Source organism: Verrucomicrobium sp. BvORR034, from assembly GCF_000739635.1.
GTDB lineage: Bacteria > Verrucomicrobiota > Verrucomicrobiia > Verrucomicrobiales > Verrucomicrobiaceae > Verrucomicrobium.
In genome coordinates this window covers 37,965-55,639 of sequence record NZ_BATQ01000147.1, presented here as the reverse complement: position 1 = coordinate 55,639, position 17,675 = coordinate 37,965, and the positions used below count along the sequence as shown (strand labels likewise).

Annotated in this window: 17 protein-coding genes; 11 read left to right on the top strand and 6 right to left on the bottom strand. The window is 60.6% G+C overall.

Annotated features, from left to right (window positions below; translation table 11 throughout):
- Positions 1-14: 14 nt before the first annotated feature.
- Positions 15-821, bottom strand: coding sequence for a phosphate ABC transporter substrate-binding protein (locus BV034_RS26060; RefSeq protein WP_050029913.1), 807 nt, complete (start codon positions 819-821; stop codon positions 15-17).
- A 322-nt stretch (positions 822-1,143) separates the two neighbouring features.
- Here BV034_RS26060 and BV034_RS26055 point away from each other — a divergent pair, with 322 nt between their 5' ends.
- The 7 genes from BV034_RS26055 (at position 1,144) to BV034_RS26025 (ending at position 8,950) form a co-directional block, all read left to right on the top strand.
- Positions 1,144-1,839 (top strand): PEP-CTERM sorting domain-containing protein, encoded by a 696-nt coding sequence (locus BV034_RS26055; RefSeq protein ID WP_081888120.1) that lies wholly within the window; start codon positions 1,144-1,146, stop codon positions 1,837-1,839.
- Between the two features lie 97 nt (positions 1,840-1,936).
- Positions 1,937-4,015 (top strand): penicillin-binding protein 2, encoded by a 2,079-nt coding sequence (gene mrdA / locus BV034_RS26050; RefSeq protein ID WP_050029884.1) that lies wholly within the window; start codon positions 1,937-1,939, stop codon positions 4,013-4,015.
- A gap of 52 nt (positions 4,016-4,067) precedes the next feature.
- Positions 4,068-4,493, top strand: a complete 426-nt coding sequence (locus tag BV034_RS26045; RefSeq protein WP_050029883.1) for a hypothetical protein — start codon at positions 4,068-4,070, stop codon at positions 4,491-4,493.
- A gap of 98 nt (positions 4,494-4,591) precedes the next feature.
- Entirely contained in the window at positions 4,592-5,074 is a 483-nt protein-coding gene (locus BV034_RS26040; RefSeq protein WP_050029882.1) for a hypothetical protein, read from the top strand.
- Positions 5,075-5,256: 182 nt separating this feature from the next.
- Complete coding sequence (locus BV034_RS26035) at positions 5,257-6,486, top strand: porin (RefSeq protein WP_050029881.1); 1,230 nt, start codon at positions 5,257-5,259, stop codon at positions 6,484-6,486.
- Between the two features lie 156 nt (positions 6,487-6,642).
- Complete coding sequence (locus tag BV034_RS26030) at positions 6,643-8,049, top strand: phosphatase PAP2 family protein (RefSeq protein ID WP_050029880.1); 1,407 nt, start codon at positions 6,643-6,645, stop codon at positions 8,047-8,049.
- A gap of 79 nt (positions 8,050-8,128) precedes the next feature.
- The gene (locus BV034_RS26025) at positions 8,129-8,950 is read left to right on the top strand and encodes a phosphatase PAP2 family protein (protein WP_050029879.1); all 822 of its coding nucleotides are present in this window, start codon (positions 8,129-8,131) and stop codon (positions 8,948-8,950) included.
- 157 nt (positions 8,951-9,107) lie between these two features.
- On the opposite strand, the gene BV034_RS26020 is transcribed toward BV034_RS26025, so the two are convergent.
- The gene (locus BV034_RS26020) at positions 9,108-10,832 is read right to left on the bottom strand and encodes a glycosyltransferase family 39 protein (RefSeq protein WP_050029878.1); all 1,725 of its coding nucleotides are present in this window, start codon (positions 10,830-10,832) and stop codon (positions 9,108-9,110) included.
- Between the two features lie 162 nt (positions 10,833-10,994).
- Positions 10,995-11,342 carry a hypothetical protein gene (locus BV034_RS26015; protein WP_265593481.1) on the bottom strand — a complete coding sequence of 116 codons (348 nt, stop codon included), beginning with the start codon at positions 11,340-11,342 and terminating at the stop codon, positions 10,995-10,997.
- A 208-nt stretch (positions 11,343-11,550) separates the two neighbouring features.
- Between BV034_RS26015 and BV034_RS26010 the strand changes: the two genes are divergently transcribed.
- Entirely contained in the window at positions 11,551-13,308 is a 1,758-nt protein-coding gene (locus BV034_RS26010; protein ID WP_050029876.1) for a cation:proton antiporter, read from the top strand.
- Here BV034_RS26010 and BV034_RS26005 read toward each other — a convergent pair.
- Complete coding sequence (locus tag BV034_RS26005) at positions 13,289-13,738, bottom strand: helix-turn-helix domain-containing protein (protein WP_050029875.1); 450 nt, start codon at positions 13,736-13,738, stop codon at positions 13,289-13,291. The genes BV034_RS26010 and BV034_RS26005 overlap by 20 nt on opposite strands.
- A gap of 124 nt (positions 13,739-13,862) precedes the next feature.
- On the opposite strand from BV034_RS26005, the gene BV034_RS26000 reads away from it, so the two are divergent.
- Positions 13,863-15,110 carry an MFS transporter gene (locus BV034_RS26000; protein WP_081888122.1) on the top strand — a complete coding sequence of 416 codons (1,248 nt, stop codon included), beginning with the start codon at positions 13,863-13,865 and terminating at the stop codon, positions 15,108-15,110.
- Here the strand turns inward: BV034_RS26000 and BV034_RS25995 are convergent.
- Together BV034_RS25995 and BV034_RS25990 are read right to left on the bottom strand one after the other, a co-directional pair.
- A complete protein-coding gene (locus tag BV034_RS25995) occupies positions 15,100-15,921 on the bottom strand; it encodes a hypothetical protein (protein WP_050029874.1) in 822 nt (273 codons plus the stop codon). The two genes, BV034_RS26000 and BV034_RS25995, sit on opposite strands and share 11 nt — an antisense overlap.
- A 31-nt stretch (positions 15,922-15,952) precedes the next feature.
- Positions 15,953-16,612 (bottom strand): L,D-transpeptidase family protein, encoded by a 660-nt coding sequence (locus tag BV034_RS25990; protein ID WP_050029873.1) that lies wholly within the window; start codon positions 16,610-16,612, stop codon positions 15,953-15,955.
- Between BV034_RS25990 and BV034_RS25985 the strand changes: the two genes are divergently transcribed.
- Positions 16,596-17,018: a hypothetical protein gene (locus BV034_RS25985; protein WP_050029872.1), complete on the top strand. Its 423-nt coding sequence runs from the start codon at positions 16,596-16,598 to the stop codon at positions 17,016-17,018. The genes BV034_RS25990 and BV034_RS25985 overlap by 17 nt on opposite strands.
- Before the next feature lie 39 nt (positions 17,019-17,057).
- Entirely contained in the window at positions 17,058-17,669 is a 612-nt protein-coding gene (locus BV034_RS25980; protein ID WP_050029871.1) for a YdeI/OmpD-associated family protein, read from the top strand.
- The last annotated feature ends 6 nt before the right edge of the window (positions 17,670-17,675 follow it).

Below are 17,675 nucleotides of genomic sequence, written 5' to 3'. Positions count from 1 at the left end.
TGCGTTTCGGAGTCTTACTTGGCGGGGATGAAGCCCACCAGCTGGGAGACCTTCTTGCCAGCGTCGCTGTGCACGAAGTCAATGAACTCCTTCACTTTGCCCTGAGGGGCGCCGTTCGTGTAGAAGAAGGTGGGGCGGCTGTAAGCATAGCCTTTCACGTTCTCAGGGGTGGGGGCGGTGCCGTCCACGGAGATCGCTTTGATGCCTTTGCCATGAGCGTAAGCGAGGCCTACGTAACCGATGCCACCGGCGTTGCCGGCCGTTTCAGCCACGATCTGCTCGTTGCCAGCCATCTTCTGGCTGCTGGAGGCGTAGTCCTTGCCCTTCATGGCCAGCGTCTGCCAGTCTTTGTAGGTGCCGGAGGAGGTGTTGCGGGTGTACACAGAGATCGGGCCGGGGGTGCCGCCGACTTCGCTCCAGTCTTTGATCGCGCCGGTGAAGATGCCAGCGATCTGCTTCTTGGTCAGGTTGGCCACTGGATTGTTCTTGTTCACCACAACGGCGATCATGTCCCAGGCCACTTCATGTTCGGTGAGGAACACGCCCTTGGTTTTGGCGAAGGTGCGCTCGTCGTCCTTCACCTTGCGGGAGGACATACCGATTTCGGCGGTGCCTGCGGCGAGGTTGGTGAAAGCGGTGGAGGAGCCTTCAGCCGCGATGTCAAAGCTGACGCCGCCGCCCTGCTTCTTAAACTGTTCTGCCCACTGGGGGACAAGCTTCGCACCCAGCGTATCGGAGCCGCGCACGCGCAGCACGCTCTGGGCGTTCAATCCGGCCGTGAACGCGAGGGCCAGCAGCGAGGTGATGATGGTGGATTTCATGTGTTGGTGTGTTCGATTGTGTTTCACTCGCCGGCTTTGAACCGGCTTCTCCACCTTCGGGAACAGCCCCACCTCCAGCAAGGTGGGGTGGGTGAACAAAACGTCACAAGAGCAAAGGGTTCACGCTCCGGGCCTTCTCTGAAATAACGCGGCCCCTCCATGCCTTCCATTTACGTGTCGTTATGGTCTCAAAAATGATAATGCAAGAGTGATGGATACATAAATATGAGAAATCATCAAAAGTAGTGCGTGCATTTTTGAGAAGTTTCGCTTATAAGCGTCTTCAGGATTGAGTTGTTTAACAATTTTGAGGCGCACTTTTATGAGCTCTAAAGCACCCTTCTCGATGACGGCTAAGGCCGTTCTGATTTTCGCCTTCGCCCTATTGGGATTCTCCCGGCTGACGCAGGCGCAAGCCACTGGTTCGTTCAGCCTGATCACGCCGAATTTTGACGTGAGTCTCCTTCAGAGCGTGTCGTTCCAGTACAGCCTGGCCCAGGGCCCCAACGCCAACACGTTCTATTTTACGATTGCGAATACCTCCAATAATTCGCAGTCGTCCTGGGTCAGTGGCACCCAACCCACGATCACGAACATCTATTTCGAGGATTCGCTCGATCTGCTGAGCTCGCCCTCCATCATCTCCTGGACGACGGTCGGGCCCGACAATGCGGTGTCCTACTCGGTGGCAGGCGGTGGGGGCAACCTTCCTGCCGGCCAGAATGCAGGCTTCGACTCGGACTACCTGTTCCAATCCAATCCGCCTCCTTCCAAAAATGGTCTGGATACGGGCGAATCTCTCACCGTGGCCTTCCAGAGTCTGGAGGGGTACTCAGGTTTGCTTGGAGCGATCAACAATGGAGATCTCAGAATCGGGATCCACGTCCAGGAGATTGGGACGCAGGGTGCTTCCGCCAGTTTTGTGAACGTGCAGGCGGTGCCGGAGCCCGGTGGGGCGCTGCTGCTGGGAGCAGTGGGCGTGATTCTGCTGGTGCGTCGCCGTCGCCAGCTCCCCTGAGTGACGGGCGGGGTGACTTGAGTGGGAGTTCTTGACGAGCCGCACCTTCGACTCGAACGTGCCGAGTTTGACTCTCTCACGGCCTTCCTGCCTGCTCATGTCCCGATTTCGGAACCCCATCACACTGCTCGCTTTGACGGTCGCCCCAGTTCTGGGGGCCGGCATGCTAGGTGCCCAGTCACCCGTGGCCATGAAGGCCGTGCCGGTGAATGAAGATCCAGGCGATCCACCGACGAAGAAAAAGGAGCTCACCGCCGGTTGGAAGACGGAAAGCGAGGCGCGAGCGCTCAATCTGAACATTCCTGCGCCTCGTGGCCAGATTGTGGATCGCAACGGTGTCCCGCTGGCCCAGTCCCGGGTGGTGATGTACCTGGCGCTGAACTACCCCTTTCTCGGCAAGGGAGCGACGGACGCGGAGATCATCGGCTATGGGCGGTCCCGCATCATGCAGGCCAACACCCTGCTGGGCAAACGGTGGGACATGACGCCTGAGAAGCTGCTCTCCCACTACAAGAACCGTCGGTGGCTCCCGATGGTCTTTTCAAGCGTGGACGGCTTGAATGAGGAAATCACCGCCGATCAACAGCGGAAGCTGACCCCGTTGTTGAAGCCCGGCAGCGGCGTCCTGCTGCAGGCGGCCTACCTGCGCGTGTACCCGAAAGGGGCCAGTGCGCCGCATGTTATCGGCTTTGTGGGCCGCAAGCGGGCGCTGCCGACCACGCCAGCGCAGGATGGCGATCCTATTTTTGAAGAGACGGAAGGCCGCGATGGTCTGGAAAAGTCCTTCGACAAAGATCTGGAGGGCAAGCCCGGGGTGGTGAACGTCCTCTTCAATTCGGACGGAACCAAGGCGACGGAGGAAACCGTACGCCGCCCCGTGCCTGGCAACAACGTGGTCACCACGCTGGATTACAACTTCCAGAAGTATGCCGAGGAGGCCCTCGAGCAGAACACCAAGGGTGGGGCCATGGTCATCATGGACGTGAAGTCTGGCGATGTGCTGGCCCTGGCGTCCTATCCGCTGTTTGACCCCAATCTTTTCATCCCTGGGATCACCTCGGAAAACTTCCAGCGTCTGAATGAGGACAAGCGCCTGCCGATGCTGGCTCGAGCCTTCCGCGGTGAGTACCCTCCGGCGTCCACCTTCAAGGTGGTGGTGTCCCTGGCGGCCCTGGAGAGCGGTGTTGTGACAGCCCGCACTGGTTACGACTGCAGCCCCAGCCTCTGGATCGGCGACCGTTATTTCAAAAACTGGAACCGCGACGGCGAAGGTTACATGAACGTGGTGAGCGCCATCAAGCGCTCGTGCAACACCTGGTTCTACCAGGCGGGCATGGCCATTGGGGCTCCGGCCATCTCCGATACAGCCATGCGCCTCGGTTTCGGGGAACGCACGGGCATTCCCCTTGCTGCAGAATCTCCTGGATTCGTGCCCACCGACTCGTGGTGGATGGGGCGCTACGGCTCCAAGATGATGAGTGGCGACATCGCAAACTTCTCCATCGGCCAGGGGGCCACGCTGGTGACCCCGCTTCAGACAGTGCAAGCCATGGCGGCGCTCGCTGATGGGGTGAACATGCCCCAGGCGCGGCTGGTGAAGCAGATTCAGGATCCCAACGACCGGGTCGTGCAGGCTTTTTCGTCATCCACCCGTCGTCGCGTGGACCTTCGCCAGGACGCGCGTGAATCCGTGGTCAAAGGCATGGTGGCGGTGGTAAATGGTTCTGGAGGCACGGGGCGTGCCGCAGCACTTGAACAGTGCCAGATAGCTGGGAAGACCGGTACCGCACAGTGGAAGCCGGCGGAGGACCGGAACCTCGCTTGGTTCACCGGCTTCCTGCCCGCCGACAATCCCGTCTATGCATATGCCGTGATCTATGAAGGGCAGCCGGGTGAAGACGTCAGCGGTGGGCGTAAGGCCGCCCCGATTGTGCATGACGTGTTTGAGCGCATCCTGAAGGATGCCAATCCCGAGGAGCCCCTCCTGCTAGCTGTACAGGCTGAAGGCAGCGCCAAGGGAATTCCTGTCTCCAGCGCGGACGAAGAAGTCGAAGGGGGGCGCAGCTACGGCTCCGGCTCGGGACCTGCAGGCGGCGCACCGCCTCCGCCTCCGCCGCCTCCCCAAGAGGAGCGCAAAGGCTTTGGCGGATTCTTGCGGAAGCTGTTCGGTCGTTGATCGAGAGAAGGGCAGGCCCAGGTGGGGTTCCGCCACGATTCACCCAGACAGCATGCAACTCCTGCTCGCCACCCTCTGTGATTTTGCTGCGGACTATCAGGGAAAGCTCTGTATCACGGGGGCTTTTGACACCTTGTGCGCCCCGGAATTTCCGGTGGTGCATCCGCAATGTTCTCTCGCCGTCCGGCTTCTGTTTGAGCCCCGTGATGTAGGGCGTCATCAGATGCGCATCGTCCTGCAGGACGAAAGCGGAGCGGAAGTGATGCCGCCCTATCCACCCACGGTGGATGTGGCCTTTCCTCCTGGCGCGGTGCCATTCGTCACGCGAAACATCGTTCTGAATCTCCAGAGGCTGCGGTTTGAAAAGACGGGTGTGTATCGTTTCGTGGTCAGCCTGGATGAACAAGTGCTCATCAACCTTCCGTTCCGCGTGACCCGTTTTGAAGAAATGCGGGCCTCCAGCGGGCCTGCGGGTTGAGGCGGTGGGGATTCTCACGGCCTGAGCCGGTCTCTGTTGCGTATTTTGTTGCAAGATGCGCCAAAGACTTGCCTGATTCCTGCGTCACGATTCCCATCATGTCCTCTTCCATCGAGATTCCGCCCCTCACTCTGGAGATCACCCAGGCCCAGTCGCCGGTCCGCCAGATTTCCGTGTTCCTGCATAATCAGGTGGGGGCTCTGCTCTCCCTGGTCAAGCTGCTCAACGATCATGAGATCGAGGTGCTCGGCTTCTCCGTGCAGGACTCGGTCGAACTGACCCTGGTCCGCCTGGTGGTCACTGATCCAGAGGGGGCGCACAACACGCTGACGCAGCACGGTCATTCGTGCACCTCCCGCACCATTGTGGTGGTGGAGCTCAAGGAGGGGGTGCATGACCTGGGACATGCGCTGGCTGCGCTTCTCGGCGCTGAGATCAACATTCACCACACTTATCCGTTGTTGGCTAGAACCCACGGAAAACCTTTGCTGGCATTGTATCTGGATGATCCAGAAGTAGGGGCGGAGTCCCTCAACAAGAGTGGATTCATTGTGCTTTCCCAGGGCGATCTGAGCCGCTAGTCACCGGTTCCAGGTGGCAGCGTCATTGCGCACGACTCTCCATGAGTGTCAGAATGTTTGGAATTGCTCAATGCGTGACGCAATCGTAACACAGCCTGTCTCGACGGTTTTATGTGTCAACGCCAGTATTGGCGCGCCGAGCCCCCTCGGCGATCGACACACACAACTCCGACAAGACACGCATGAAACTGAAAACATCTCTGTTCCTGCTTACCGCAGGTCTTCTCTCCAGCGCCCATGCTGGTGAGGTGATGGTCGCCTCCGGAAAGGGCGTTGAGCCCGCGGTGCAACCCGCCGGATCCGAAAAGTCCATCTACGACAAGATCTGGGGACTGGCCACGCTCTACAAGAACGACGACAACGACTTCATCCAGGAGTTCGCACTTCAGGGCCGCATCCAGCTTCAGTGGGCTGATGGTGATTCTGACCAGGGCGACTTCAGCTCCGGTGACCGTCCCGAAGAAACCCGCTGGGGTGACATCGAAGTGCGCCGCTGGCGCCTTGGCTTCAAGTCGAAGATCCTTCGTCAATTCAAGCTCGAAGGTCAGATCGACGTGAACCCGAACTTCGACCTTGAACCCGGTGCCAATCCTGAGCTGGGCGATGGTTTCTATCGCGACATCTACGACCTCTACCTGACCTGGGCTCCGAACGACAAGTTCAACCTCAGCGTTGGTAAGACGAAGGCCAAGTTCTTCTCCCACGAGTATTTCACCTCCTCCAAGGAAATTATCGTGTTCGAGCGCAGCTTGCTCGTCAACCAGATCCGCCCTGCTGAGCTTACTGGCGTGTGGATCAACGGCAAGATCGACAACTTCATCTACGCACTCGCAGCCTTCGGCGGCCAGTACGATCCTGAGTTCGGTGGTCTCGACGAAGGCGCTGTGATCCAGGCCAGCGTGGGCTACGACCTGGGCCCTGCCCTTGGTCTTGAAAAAGCCATCACCAAGCTGGACTACCAGTACAGCACTGACAACACCAACACCGAAGGTCCTGCCAGCTATGAGCACGCCTTCTCCCTCAACACCAACATCGAGCAGGGCCGCTTCGGTCTCTACACTGATGTGCTTGGTGCCAGCGGATTCGGTGAAGTGGGCGATGTCTGGGGTGTCATCGTGACTCCCTCCGTGTATGTGGCTGACAGCCTCCAGCTCGTGGTGCGTTACCAGTACGCTCACGGCGACAACGACGGTCTCCGTCTTCAGAGCCGCTATGAGCGCCTTGCTCCTGACCTCACCGACGGTGGTCGTGGCGACGAATACCAGGCCGTTTACATGGGCCTCAACTACTACCTCTACGGTCACAAGCTGAAGCTTATGGGCGGTGTTGAATACAACACCATGAGCGGCGGCGGCGACGGTGGCGACTATGACGGCTGGACCACACTGGTGGGCCTCCGCATGTTCTTCTAGGCTGAACTATTCTAGGGTCACGTTGGGTTTGGTTGTTTCCAACTGGGCTTAAAAAACAAAGGCGTGGTGGCAACACCACGCCTTTCGTATTTTCCGGGAACGACCTTGACGAAAGCGTTGCTTGGACGGGAACGCGGGAGATGATAGCGCAGAAGTGTGACTTCATCCGCCACCCTGGAAGGGCCCCGCGAGGGGCAGGCCCGCAGCATCCCCGCCTGGACCCTGGAGCTGGCTTTGCCGGCTTTGGTGCTGGTGGCGGGAAGTTATCTCATGAACCTGACAGGGGCTGACCTGAAGTTTCAGCGCCTGGTCCATTCATCGGAGACGGGCTGGCACATGGGGGGTACGTTCCCCTGGCATGTGCTCTACCACTTTGGCACGTTGCCAGCCATGCTGGCGGTGCTGGTGGCCCTGGGGGGGCTCGTATTGAAGGTGGGGCGGCGTCTGCCGGCGGAGCGTAACTTCGCCACCGTGTATCTCGCATTGGTGCTCGCCATGGGGCCAGGTCTGGTGGCAAATGCCATCCTCAAAGATCATTGGGGTCGGCCCCGACCACGGGACGTGGTGGAGTTTGGCGGACGCCATGCCTATGAACCGGTCTGGGTGCGGGACGTGAGCAGTACCGGCAAATCCTTCCCCTGCGGGCATGCCACCATGGGGTTCTTCTTTTTCTCCTACTACTTCATCCACCGACGCCGGAACGCGCAACTGGCGTGGGCGGGGTTGTGGGGCGGGCTGGTGCTGGGTTGGCTCATCGGGCTGGCCCGTGCGGTTCAAGGAGGCCACTTTCTCACCGACACCTGGTGGGCGATGGGGCTCATGTGGTTCACCTGTGCTGGTCTCTGGACCGGCACCCAGGTGCTGGAGCACCGGCAGTGGTTCGCCAGGGGCTTTGACTGGCTGCTGAAGCATCCCCGCAGCGGCGCGGCCATTGTGGGAATGCTGGTGTGCCTGGCCACGACCGGTTCCCTGCTGGCCACCCCGTACCAGCGCAATCAGGTGGTGGTGGGCCCGGACCTGCCTCTGAAAGGAGACTTGAAACTCTCCGGCACTTTTCAGGAAGGCAACCTGGACATCGTGGCCGGGGCCAGTCCAAAGATTGAAGTGGATGCCAGCGGGCATGGCATGGTCTGGAGCGTGGTGCTCACTGGCGTGCGGCTGAAAAAGGGGGCGGAGCAGACCCTGCCTGAGGTTCGCTATGTGCAGACCCGCAAGGGATGGTTCACGGAACTAAACCAGAACCTGAAGCTGGAGTTTCCCCTGGAGCGCGTGTCAGAGGCGGTGCTGACCCTGGCGGGAACGGAAGTGCTGCTCAACCCCGGCAGCGCACCCACCAGACAGCAGTGGGAGTTTGCCGGGCAAGGGGAGGTGGATCTGGTGGTGCCGCAGGATCGTGAAGTGCTGGTGATGCCGGGGGCTGGGGTGGTGGTGGAAGATGCCACGGGCAAGTTTTCCCATGCCGGCGGACGTTGGTTCAAACCTGGTAAGCCTCCCCAGCTCCGGCTTCAAGCCTCTCTGGAACGAGGTGTGATCCGTCTTGTTGAGGCAGGGAAACGACCGTGAGGTGACGGTCTCTTTGCACAGATGTTTTCGCGAAAGCAGTGGGATTCGCGAGGGTGAAATCACAGCTTTAACCCATCCCATGAGTTCCTCCATTGCACCCCGCTGCATCCGGCTCAAACGAGTGCCCGTGACCCTGAAAATGTGGCCGGACATCCGGTTGCTCTGGAGCGAGATGGTGGGGGTGATGTCCCGCCATCGCTGGAAAATGGCCGCAGCCACGGTCATCGTGGTGGGATTGGTGTTTGCCTTCCTTGTGCCGCGGGATGCCGAGGTGCTCAAGGTGGTGCAGCTCAAGCAGATGCCCAATCGTGAGCTTCGGCAGGACCTGAAAGAACTGTCCGGTGAGATTGGGAAGTGGGGCGATTTTGGGGGCTACAACCTCGTGCTGGTCATTGGAGTCTGGATGGCGGGACGCTTGTTCAAATCGCGTTATTTCCAGAGACTGGCCGTGGCCAGCATGTTGTGCGCTGTCTTTGCCGGGCTGGTGGCCAATGTCTTCCGCTTCTCCGTCGGGCGTCCCCGGCCGAACGCCATCGCCAAGAAGGGTGTGGCCGATGGCTGGTATGGCCCTCAGGTGAAGTGGGACTTCAACTCCTTTCCCTCCGGTCACACCGCCACCGCTTTTGGCTCCTCGATCCCGCTGGCCGTGGCCATGCCCGTGGTGGGGGTGCCTGCCCTGCTCTGCGCCACCAGCGTCTGCTGGGCCCGCATGTACGGGAATCAGCATCATCCCTCGGACGTGGCTGTCGCTATTTGGATCGCTGTGTTGTTTGGCGTTCCTCTGGGGCTGGCGGTACGCCGCTCCCGGTTCAAAAAAGCCGCCGGGGATCCCGAAGATGCCGTGGTGTCGGAAGATGACGAGGACGAAGTGGTGGAGGCCGGCGAGGCCCGAGTGGGATGAATGTTGCTTTCTGGTTAAGCAACCGAGACACAGAGACTTAAACTGAGGTTTAGGCAGGATTTGCGGAATTAGGGTTCTCAGTTTCTGAGTTCTGTCTAAAAAGTCATCCCTCTGTGTCTCTGTGGTTAGCTGAAATAGCAACAGACCGTCGCTGACGTCACTCCTGCATTTTGACCGGGATGACCAGTCTGAGTTCAACCCAACTGCTTCGGGCGAGGTTGTATCCCTCCACATCCACCACCCGGGCACCAGGCAGGGTGGCGCACACAGCCTCCACCTCCTGCTGATTGTCCTTGCTGGTGGTAATGGGGCTGCCTGTGCGCCACTGTTTGATACGGTCGCTCAGGGTCCATTCCCGCCGCAGCATCACGACAGCTCCTGCACGGCCTTTGGCCAGGCGTTCCTTCACGCGTTCCATCTTGGAAAGCATCGTCCACTGGCGGTCGGAGTAGAAGACCAGGCTCGGTTCTGTGAACCCCCAGGCGAGAAGGTCTTTGTCTCCTGAAACCTGCGCCAGTTCCGGGGCAAGTCGGATGACGGGATGCTCGGCCCGCAACGCCTTGCCAAAGGGCACCAGACAGCCTGCTGCAAGCACAACAGCCAATCCCATGGCGACACGGTGCCCGCGCTCCACGGCAATCCCCAAGGTCACGAGCGCCAACAGCAGACCCGCACCGGCGGTGAGCACCCAGCGCAGGGAATCCACCGTGACCCAGGGTCCAGCCCAAGCCAGGGAGAGGACAGCCATTGCCACGAGCGCCATCAACGCGGCGTAGATCCAGCCAAAGAGTCCCCATGAGATTCCTCTCTGGGCAGGTGCCGCTGCCAGTGTGGCGCCCAGCAGCAGGAAGAAGCCGGGGAATCCGGGCATCACGTAGTGGGGGAGTTGCGTGGCATAGGCCAGAAAGATCAAGTACGGCGCGGTGAACCAAGCCAGCAGCAGGGTGGTCTGGGCATTCCAGGAGGCCCGTAGATGCTTCCACACGAGCGGCAGAAAGGCGATCCACGGCAGCAGGCTGAGGAAGGCGGTGGCGAAGTAGTAGAAAGGCAGGACGACGCGCCCGTTGAAGGCCTGGGTGCCGCGCTTCACGACATGTTCCCCCATGCCCACCTTCCAGAACAGCCCATGAGTCTGCATCAGCGCAGGGATGCCCCATGCCGCGACGATGACCAATGCCATGAGCAACCCCCAGCCCATGCCCAGCCGCCGCCATGGGGCGGGTTTGCGCCAGAAGGCGAAGCGCCACAGCAACACTGCCAGCACGGGTACGAGCAGCGCAATGGGGCCCTTGGCCAGGAAGCCGGCACCGATCGAGAGCCAAAGCTGCCACCAGGCAGCCGGGAATCTGCGGTCTGACACCGCCCGTCCGCTAAGGAGCTCCAGCAGCGCGGCCATGGTCAGCGTGACACATAGAACCATGGGCATGTCTGCGACACAGAGCCGCCCGTGAATCAGGGCCTGCAGGCACGTGAGCCAGCCCACTGCCGCCCACCAGCCCGCAGGCGGGCTGAACAACCGCTTTCCCGTGCTAAACACGACAATGGCCACCAGCCAGACGGCCACTACGGAATGCAGCCGGGCGGCCAACTCATTGAAGCCGAGCAGCAGGTAGTGCAGGCGCATCCACCAGTAGGTGAGCGGGGGTTTGTCAAATCGGTACTCACCATTGAAATAAGGGATCAGCCAGGTGTCCCGCTGCATCATCTCCATGGTAGCGTGCGCGAATCTGGGCTCGTCGCGGTCCATCAGGGGGATGTCTCCCGTGCCGGGCAGATAGAGGAGGGCCGTCAGCAGGAGCAACAGAAGCCACGCGGGAAGGGAGCGCTTCTGAGGAGGTGAGAGGGGGGCGGGAGGCGAGGCAGGCTGCGGATCGGCGGTCATGGGTGCGTACTGCCGCCTCTCAACCTGAAACCGATGCTCCGTCCATGAGGGGAAAGCAAAGATCTCGTGACATGGTCCGCCGCCAAGTGGGCAGACACAAAAAAACCGTCCCCTGGGAGTGGGGGCGGTTGGGAGTGACTGGCAAAATGCGGAGTGGCAGCTCTAGCCCTTGTGGACGCTGTGGCAGGCCTTGCAGTTCCCAGCGGTTTGCAGTTCCTGAAGCGCACCAGGTTTCTTGGCGGCGACGTCTTCAGTGGCCTTCACCAGCTTGTCGGTCTTTTCCTTCCAGCTGGCGGCATCGCCCTTTTCAGGAGATTCGGCAGGGAGGGTTTTCACGTAGTTCAGGAGCTTCTGGGCGTCTTCGTCAGAGCCCTTGCCGGTGGCGACCTTCTTGTAGAGGCTGGTTTCGCCCTTCATGGACTCCTTCATCATGGATGAGATGTCCGCGAAGGCCGGGGCGGCGAGAGCAAGGCTGAGCAGGCAGGCAAGTTTGAATGAGGTGGTTTTCATGGAGTTGCAGATGTCCCAGAGGAGCAGCCCGGGGATTTGGAGGCGCAATTACAGGCAAAAACGCAAAAGGAAGCAAGAAAAACTCCACGAGACAAAGAGATTATATTCTTTCGGAAAAGAATGGCGAAATTTAGCCACGCGATAGGTGAAAATTTCCCTAAATCGTCCTCATGGGTTGCCTCACTAGCTCAACCGGGTATGGAAGACGATGCCCCACAACCTTGATCTCATCCTGACACTGACGGGAGGGTTGACCGCTGCGTTGGCCCTGGGTTTCATCACCCAAAAGCTCAAATTGTCTCCGATTGTCGGCTACCTGTTAGCTGGCATTTTGGTTGGCCCTTTTACTCCAGGCTTTGTTGCGGACAATGACATCGCGACCCAGTTCGCGGAGCTCGGCGTCATTCTGCTCATGTTTGGCGTGGGTCTGCACTTTCATCTCAAAGATTTGCTGGCAGTGCGGAAGGTCGCCATTCCGGGCGCCGTGGCACAGATTGCTGCCGCCACCGTGCTGGGTGCAATCGTCACGCATTTCTTTGGCTGGTCGATTGAGGCGGGCATCGTCTTCGGCATGGCCATCTCTGTGGCAAGTACGGTAGTGCTCACCCGTGTGCTTTCCGACAACCGCGCGTTGCACACGCCCAGCGGGCACATCGCCATCGGCTGGCTCATTGTGGAGGATCTGTTCACCATTCTCGTGTTGGTGCTCCTGCCTGCCATCTTCGGCAACCCGGCGGATGCGCATGGTGCAGGGCATGTGGCAGAAGGTGGCAATGTGTGGGTGACCATGGGAGTGGCCATGTTCAAGCTGGGGCTGTTGTGCGTGTTCACCCTCGTGGCAGGGCAGAAGATCATTCCGTGGTTCCTTGGTTATGTGGCCAAGACTGGGGCAAGGGATCTTTTCACGCTGACGGTGCTGGTGCTGGCTCTCGGCATTGCTGTGGGTTCCGCCAAGTTCTTCGGGGCTTCCATGGCCTTGGGGGCATTCCTCGCTGGCATGGTGGTGGGGCAGTCGGAGTTCAGTGGTCGTGCAGCATCGGAGGCGCTTCCCATGCGCGATGCGTTTGCGGTGCTCTTCTTTGTTTCCGTGGGCATGTTGTTTGACCCTGGGGCGCTCAAGACCGGCTGGCCTCTGATGCTGGCCACCTTGGGCATTGTCATCATCGGCAAGCCGCTCGCTGCTCTGGCGGTGGTCCTGTTCTTCAAGAAGCCTCTCTCCTCTGCGCTCTCCATCGCCGTGGCACTGGCGCAGATCGGGGAGTTCTCCTTCATCCTGGCAGCGCTGGGCACCTCAATGAAGATCCTTCCACCAGAAGCGACCAACGCCCTCGTGCTCACCTCGGTGATCTCCATTACCTTGAACCCGCTCATGTACAAGGGCATCGCCCCCTTGATGAAGTGGCTGGAGCGCAGGGGCTGGGCCCGTCCGGCTCGGCCGGCGGATATGCAGAACGTGCTGGAGCTGGATGACACCGTCCACCGTGTGGTGGTGGTCGGCTACGGTCCGGTGGGGCGCACGCTCAGCCGTATCCTTGAAGACAATGGCTTCCGGCCGGTAATCGTGGAAATGAACATCGAGACCGTGCGCAAGCTTCTGGCCGATGGCAAACCAGCCGTGTATGGCGACGCCGCGCAGCGGGAGATCCTGCACCATGCTGGTATCGAGAAGGCAGAAGGCCTGATCATTGCCGCCTCCGGTGTGCCGGCCAAGGAAATCGTTGAGGCTGCCCGCGACCTCAATCCCAAGATCCGCATCCTTTCCCGCACCTCCTATCTCAACCAGGCGGAGGCCTTGCGCCAGTGCGGAGCGAATGCGGTGTTCACAAGCGAAGGTGAAATCGCCCTGGCCATGACGGACTATCTTCTGGAGGAGATGGGGGCCACGGATGAGATGATCGACCGCGAACGTGACCGGGTGCGTGAAGAGTTGTTTACGGCACCTGCGCCTAAGACTGCAGCTTCCTGACAAAGGCATCTTGAGGGCCAAGCACCCGTCCATCGCGGGTGCTTGGTGCCATCTTTCGTATCGGTCGACCGGTCTTGCTCTCCACGAGCACCGAGTGAGGCTCTCCTGGTTGGAAGAGATGCTGCTCCGCCCACTGTCGGAAGCTCACCACCACGGGAAAAAGCGCTTCACCCTTTGCCGTCAGCACGTAGTCCTGATAGGCGCTGCCGTCTGAGGCGGGCTCCATGCTCAGAATGCCCGCCTCCACCAGCGTGTGCAGTCGGTCCGCCAGGATGTTGCGGGCAATGCTGAGGCTCTTCTGGAACTCGCCAAAACGACGCAAACCGTCGAAGGCGTCCCGAACAATGAGGACCGACCACCGGTCGGCCATGATATCGGCAGCCCGTGCCACCGGGCAGGCTTGGTAAGGAGGCTTCTTGGTTCGGGGCATGGCTGATCAAGAGAGGCGGACGCAGAAAAAAAGAACGTCCTGTCCGGAGTTGCATCCAGTTGCATTTTAAAACTCGTTTCGTGTTGTGTAAACCAGTTTCATTTTGAAACTGGATGTCGCCTCCATGAATCACTCCATCTGTCCTCTTCCGGCAACTTCAGCCTCTCCCCATGAGCCGGAGGACGAGGGGCCGGCCACGGCAGTCCTGCCGCGTGGCCTGGTGCTGCTCATCGCCACCGCCTGCGGGAGCTGCGTCGCCAACGTCTACTACGCCCAGCCCCTCCTGGAGACCCTGGCAACGGAGTTTGGCCTGACCCATGCGGCCGCCGGGGTGGTGGTGACCGTCACTCAAGTGGGTTCTGCGCTGGCACTGTTGTTCCTCGTACCGCTGGGGGATCTGGTGGAGCGCCGCCGGCTGATGCTTCTCCAGTTGATGGCCCTGGGAGGGGCACTGATCCTGGCGGGGGCGGCTTCGTCCCGGCCCATGCTGCTCTTCAGCATGGTCATGGTAGGACTGCTGGGCACAGCCATGACGCAGGGCCTCATCGCGTATGCCGCCACCGCGGCTCCCATTGCGGAGCGGGGCCGGGTGGTGGGCGCCGTTCAAGGCGGGGTGGTCATGGGGCTGTTGCTGGCCCGTGTCGTATCGGGGTTGGTGGCAGATCTTGCGGGATGGCGCTTTGTTTACCTTGGTTCTGCAGGCCTGTCCCTGGCGTTGCTGGCGGTCTTGTGGAAGGTGCTCCCCAAGCAGGAGGTGGGTGCTCAGCCGCTTTCCTACCCCCGATTGTTGGGCTCCATGGTGACGATACTGGCGGGAGATCGCGTGCTCCAGATTCGGGGAACTCTCGCGCTCTTGATGTTCGCAGGCTTAAACATCTTCTGGAGCGCGATGGTGCTGCCACTGGCGGCCCCGCCCTTTGGCTTCAGCCATACCGTGATGGGTGCCTTTGGGCTGGTGGGCGCCGTCGGAGCATTGGGCGCATCGCGCGCTGGCTATTGGACAGGCCGGGGCAGGGGACAGTGGGTGAGCGGGATGGCGTTGGCTCTGTTGCTACTGGCTTGGCTCCCACTGGCGTTCTCCCTGCACAGCTTGTGGGCTCTGGTCACAGGGATCCTGGTGCTGGATCTGGGTGGGCAGGCGCTGCACGTTGCCAACCAGAGCATGATCTTTCAGCGTGGCACAGAGGCCCACAGTCGGCTGGTCGGGTGCTACATGGCCTTCTATGCCGTCGGCAGCGGCTTGGGGGCGGTGTCGGCCACCGCCATGTATGCCCATGCTGGCTGGAGCGGCGTGTGCCTTCTGGGAAGTGGCGTCAGCCTCCTGGCCTTGGTGTTCTGGTGGGTGAGCAGGCGATGGATGCCTACCGGTTGATCTTGATCACGCCATTCCCGACCTTGAAGGTGCCAGATATGATGGGGCGGCGGGGCTGCTGAATGAAGGGCGGGCAAGGTGCCTGCGGGCGGGAGTAGTAGTACCCGCTGCCGTAGTAGGGATAAGTGTACCCGTAGTCTGAGCCGTAGCCATAACCGGCTCCATAGCCATAGCCTGGGTACCAAGGATAGTAGTAGCCGTTGTCCCGGCTGAGATAGCGCCGGTTCCGGTTGGATTCAGGCGAGTACACCTCAGTGATGGGAGCGACAGTGGGAACTGCGGACTCAACCTGCATCACCGACACGACGGGAGCTGGCGAGCCCAGCATGGGAGTGGGATCTCCCGGCATGGCGGCCAGCGGTTGCGTTGGCTGGGGGGCTGTGCGGGCGTCGTCGTGGCGGGCCCGCTCGCGATCTGCCTGATCCTGAAGCTGTTTCTTCTCCTCCGCCATCAGTCCGGCCATCATGGTGCGCTCTTCCCGGTCACGCTTTTCTTTGAGGCTGCGCACCCGTGCCACTTCCTGGTCCTTTTTCTCCTGTTCTGCCCGGGCGAACTCACGGGCTTTCAGCGGGTCGTAGTTGAACTTCTTCTGCAGATCGGGCGACAGGAGGTCGAGGCCGATTTTGGTCACCCCCTGTTCGTGCATGATAGTCACGGTCTCAGGCGTGACTTTCACCACCCGGCAGCCGTAGTAGGAGTCACCGAAATTGGTGGTCAGTTTGAAAGGCTGGCCGGTGAAGTCCGCCAGGTCGCCTGCGGGAGCAGTGGCGACGAGCACTCCGGATAGGAGAACCAGGAGGGTGGTTTTCATACACTCATTCAATCAAATTCGGGAATTTTGGTCAAGACGGTTGAGTGGCACCCACTGGGGTGATCCGGTAGCGTTTTTCCTCCACCTTGATGATCGGCGGCTGTTGGGTGGATTCAAAGGCTGTATAGCCCTGGCGGAGATCGAGCCAGAAGTTCATCAGTGACGGATGCTCCTCGCCCGCTTGCAGGAGCCGCTCGGAGGTCATGCGGAAGGGAAACACGTGCACGCCAAAGGAAGGTTGCCCCCTCTTCAAAGCGGCCTCAGCCATGAGGTAGATCTCCTCAATCACGGGGTCGGTCATGGCGAAGCAGCCGATCGACACCGCCTTGCCATGCACCATGATGAAGCTGCCTGTGCGCTGGTGGGCGTGGTCAAAGGTATTGGGGTATCCGATATTGAAGGAGAGGTGGTAGTTGCTGCGAGGATTCAGAGACTTGGTCGTCACCTGGTAGAAACCCTCCGGTGCCTGACGATCGCCTTCCTTGGTCTTGGGACCCAGCTCGCCGGACATGGCCGCGATGGGCCAGGTCTTCCACTTGCGGTAGGCAGAGGCAGCCTTCGGCTTGATCCAGAGTTCGAGTTCCAACGTCTCCTTGAACACCCGGATGAAAATCGGATCGCCCAAGGCCAACCCCTGCTGGCGCAACTCCTCCGTCAGGCCGGGGGTGCGCAGCTTGCGTACTTCCTCCAATCGCTCCTCCGGAGGCACGGAGTCCGGCACGCTGGGCGCAGGTGGCGGTGGAGGCTGCGGGGCAGGTGGGGTGGGCGTTGGTGAGGGCATAGCGGGTGCCGGGGTGGGAGGAGCGGGCGCGGGCACTGGCACGGACGTCGGGGGCACGGGAGGGGGCGACGGTGCGGGCGGGGCAGGAGGAGTCATCTCGACGGGAGCGGGCGGCCTCTTCACAGGAGGAGGGGGCTCTTTCTCCCCGCAGGAGGCAAGAAGACAGGCCAGCAGCACGGAGCTGGCCGCAGTGGCGGTGGCGGAAGGGGCGATCCGGACCATGGAGATGGGAAGATACTGGGAAAAATTCGTGCCTGCCAAACGACATGGCGATGAGCGTCGCGTCCACTCGGACCTTGTCAGTGAGACGAGCTGAGCTCATGTTTGGTTCACTCCTCACACCCGCAAATTTGTCATGGACTGCCGCGCCTCACGTACCCAGGATCCCGATGAATGGATCGCCACCTGTCCGGGATTCACGCGCGAGATCTGTGAGGAGCTGCGCGATCTGATTTTCCGCTGGGAACCGGATTTGAAGGAGAGCATCAACTCCAACATGCTTTGCTTTTCCGGACGCAAGAGAGTCTGCGCGCTGGGAGCGTTCAATGATCACGTGGAGATTGCTTTTTATCGCGGCGGAGAAGTGGCAGATCCCGCCAGACTGTTTAATCACGGGCTGGAGAGCCTCTCCATTCGCGGCATCAAGCTGAAGGATCTGTCTGAGGTGCCCAAGCCCGCCTTCAAGGCCATGCTGCATGCGGCGGTGGCCGTGGATCTGAGCCCCGTGGCTCCGCCTCCGCCGAAGGTGAAGCGTGAGCCCTGGCCCATGCCGCCACCACTGGAAGCGGCGCTCAAGAAGAACAAGAAAGCCGCGGCCTTTTTTGAGAGTCTCAAACCCACCTACCAGAGGGAGTACATGGTGTGGATCAGCACCGCCAAACGCCCGGAGACCCTGGACAAGCGCCTGGAGGAAACCATGAGCGCGCTGGCTGGCGGGAAAAAATGGGCGCAGCGGAGAGAGGCCTGACGCTAC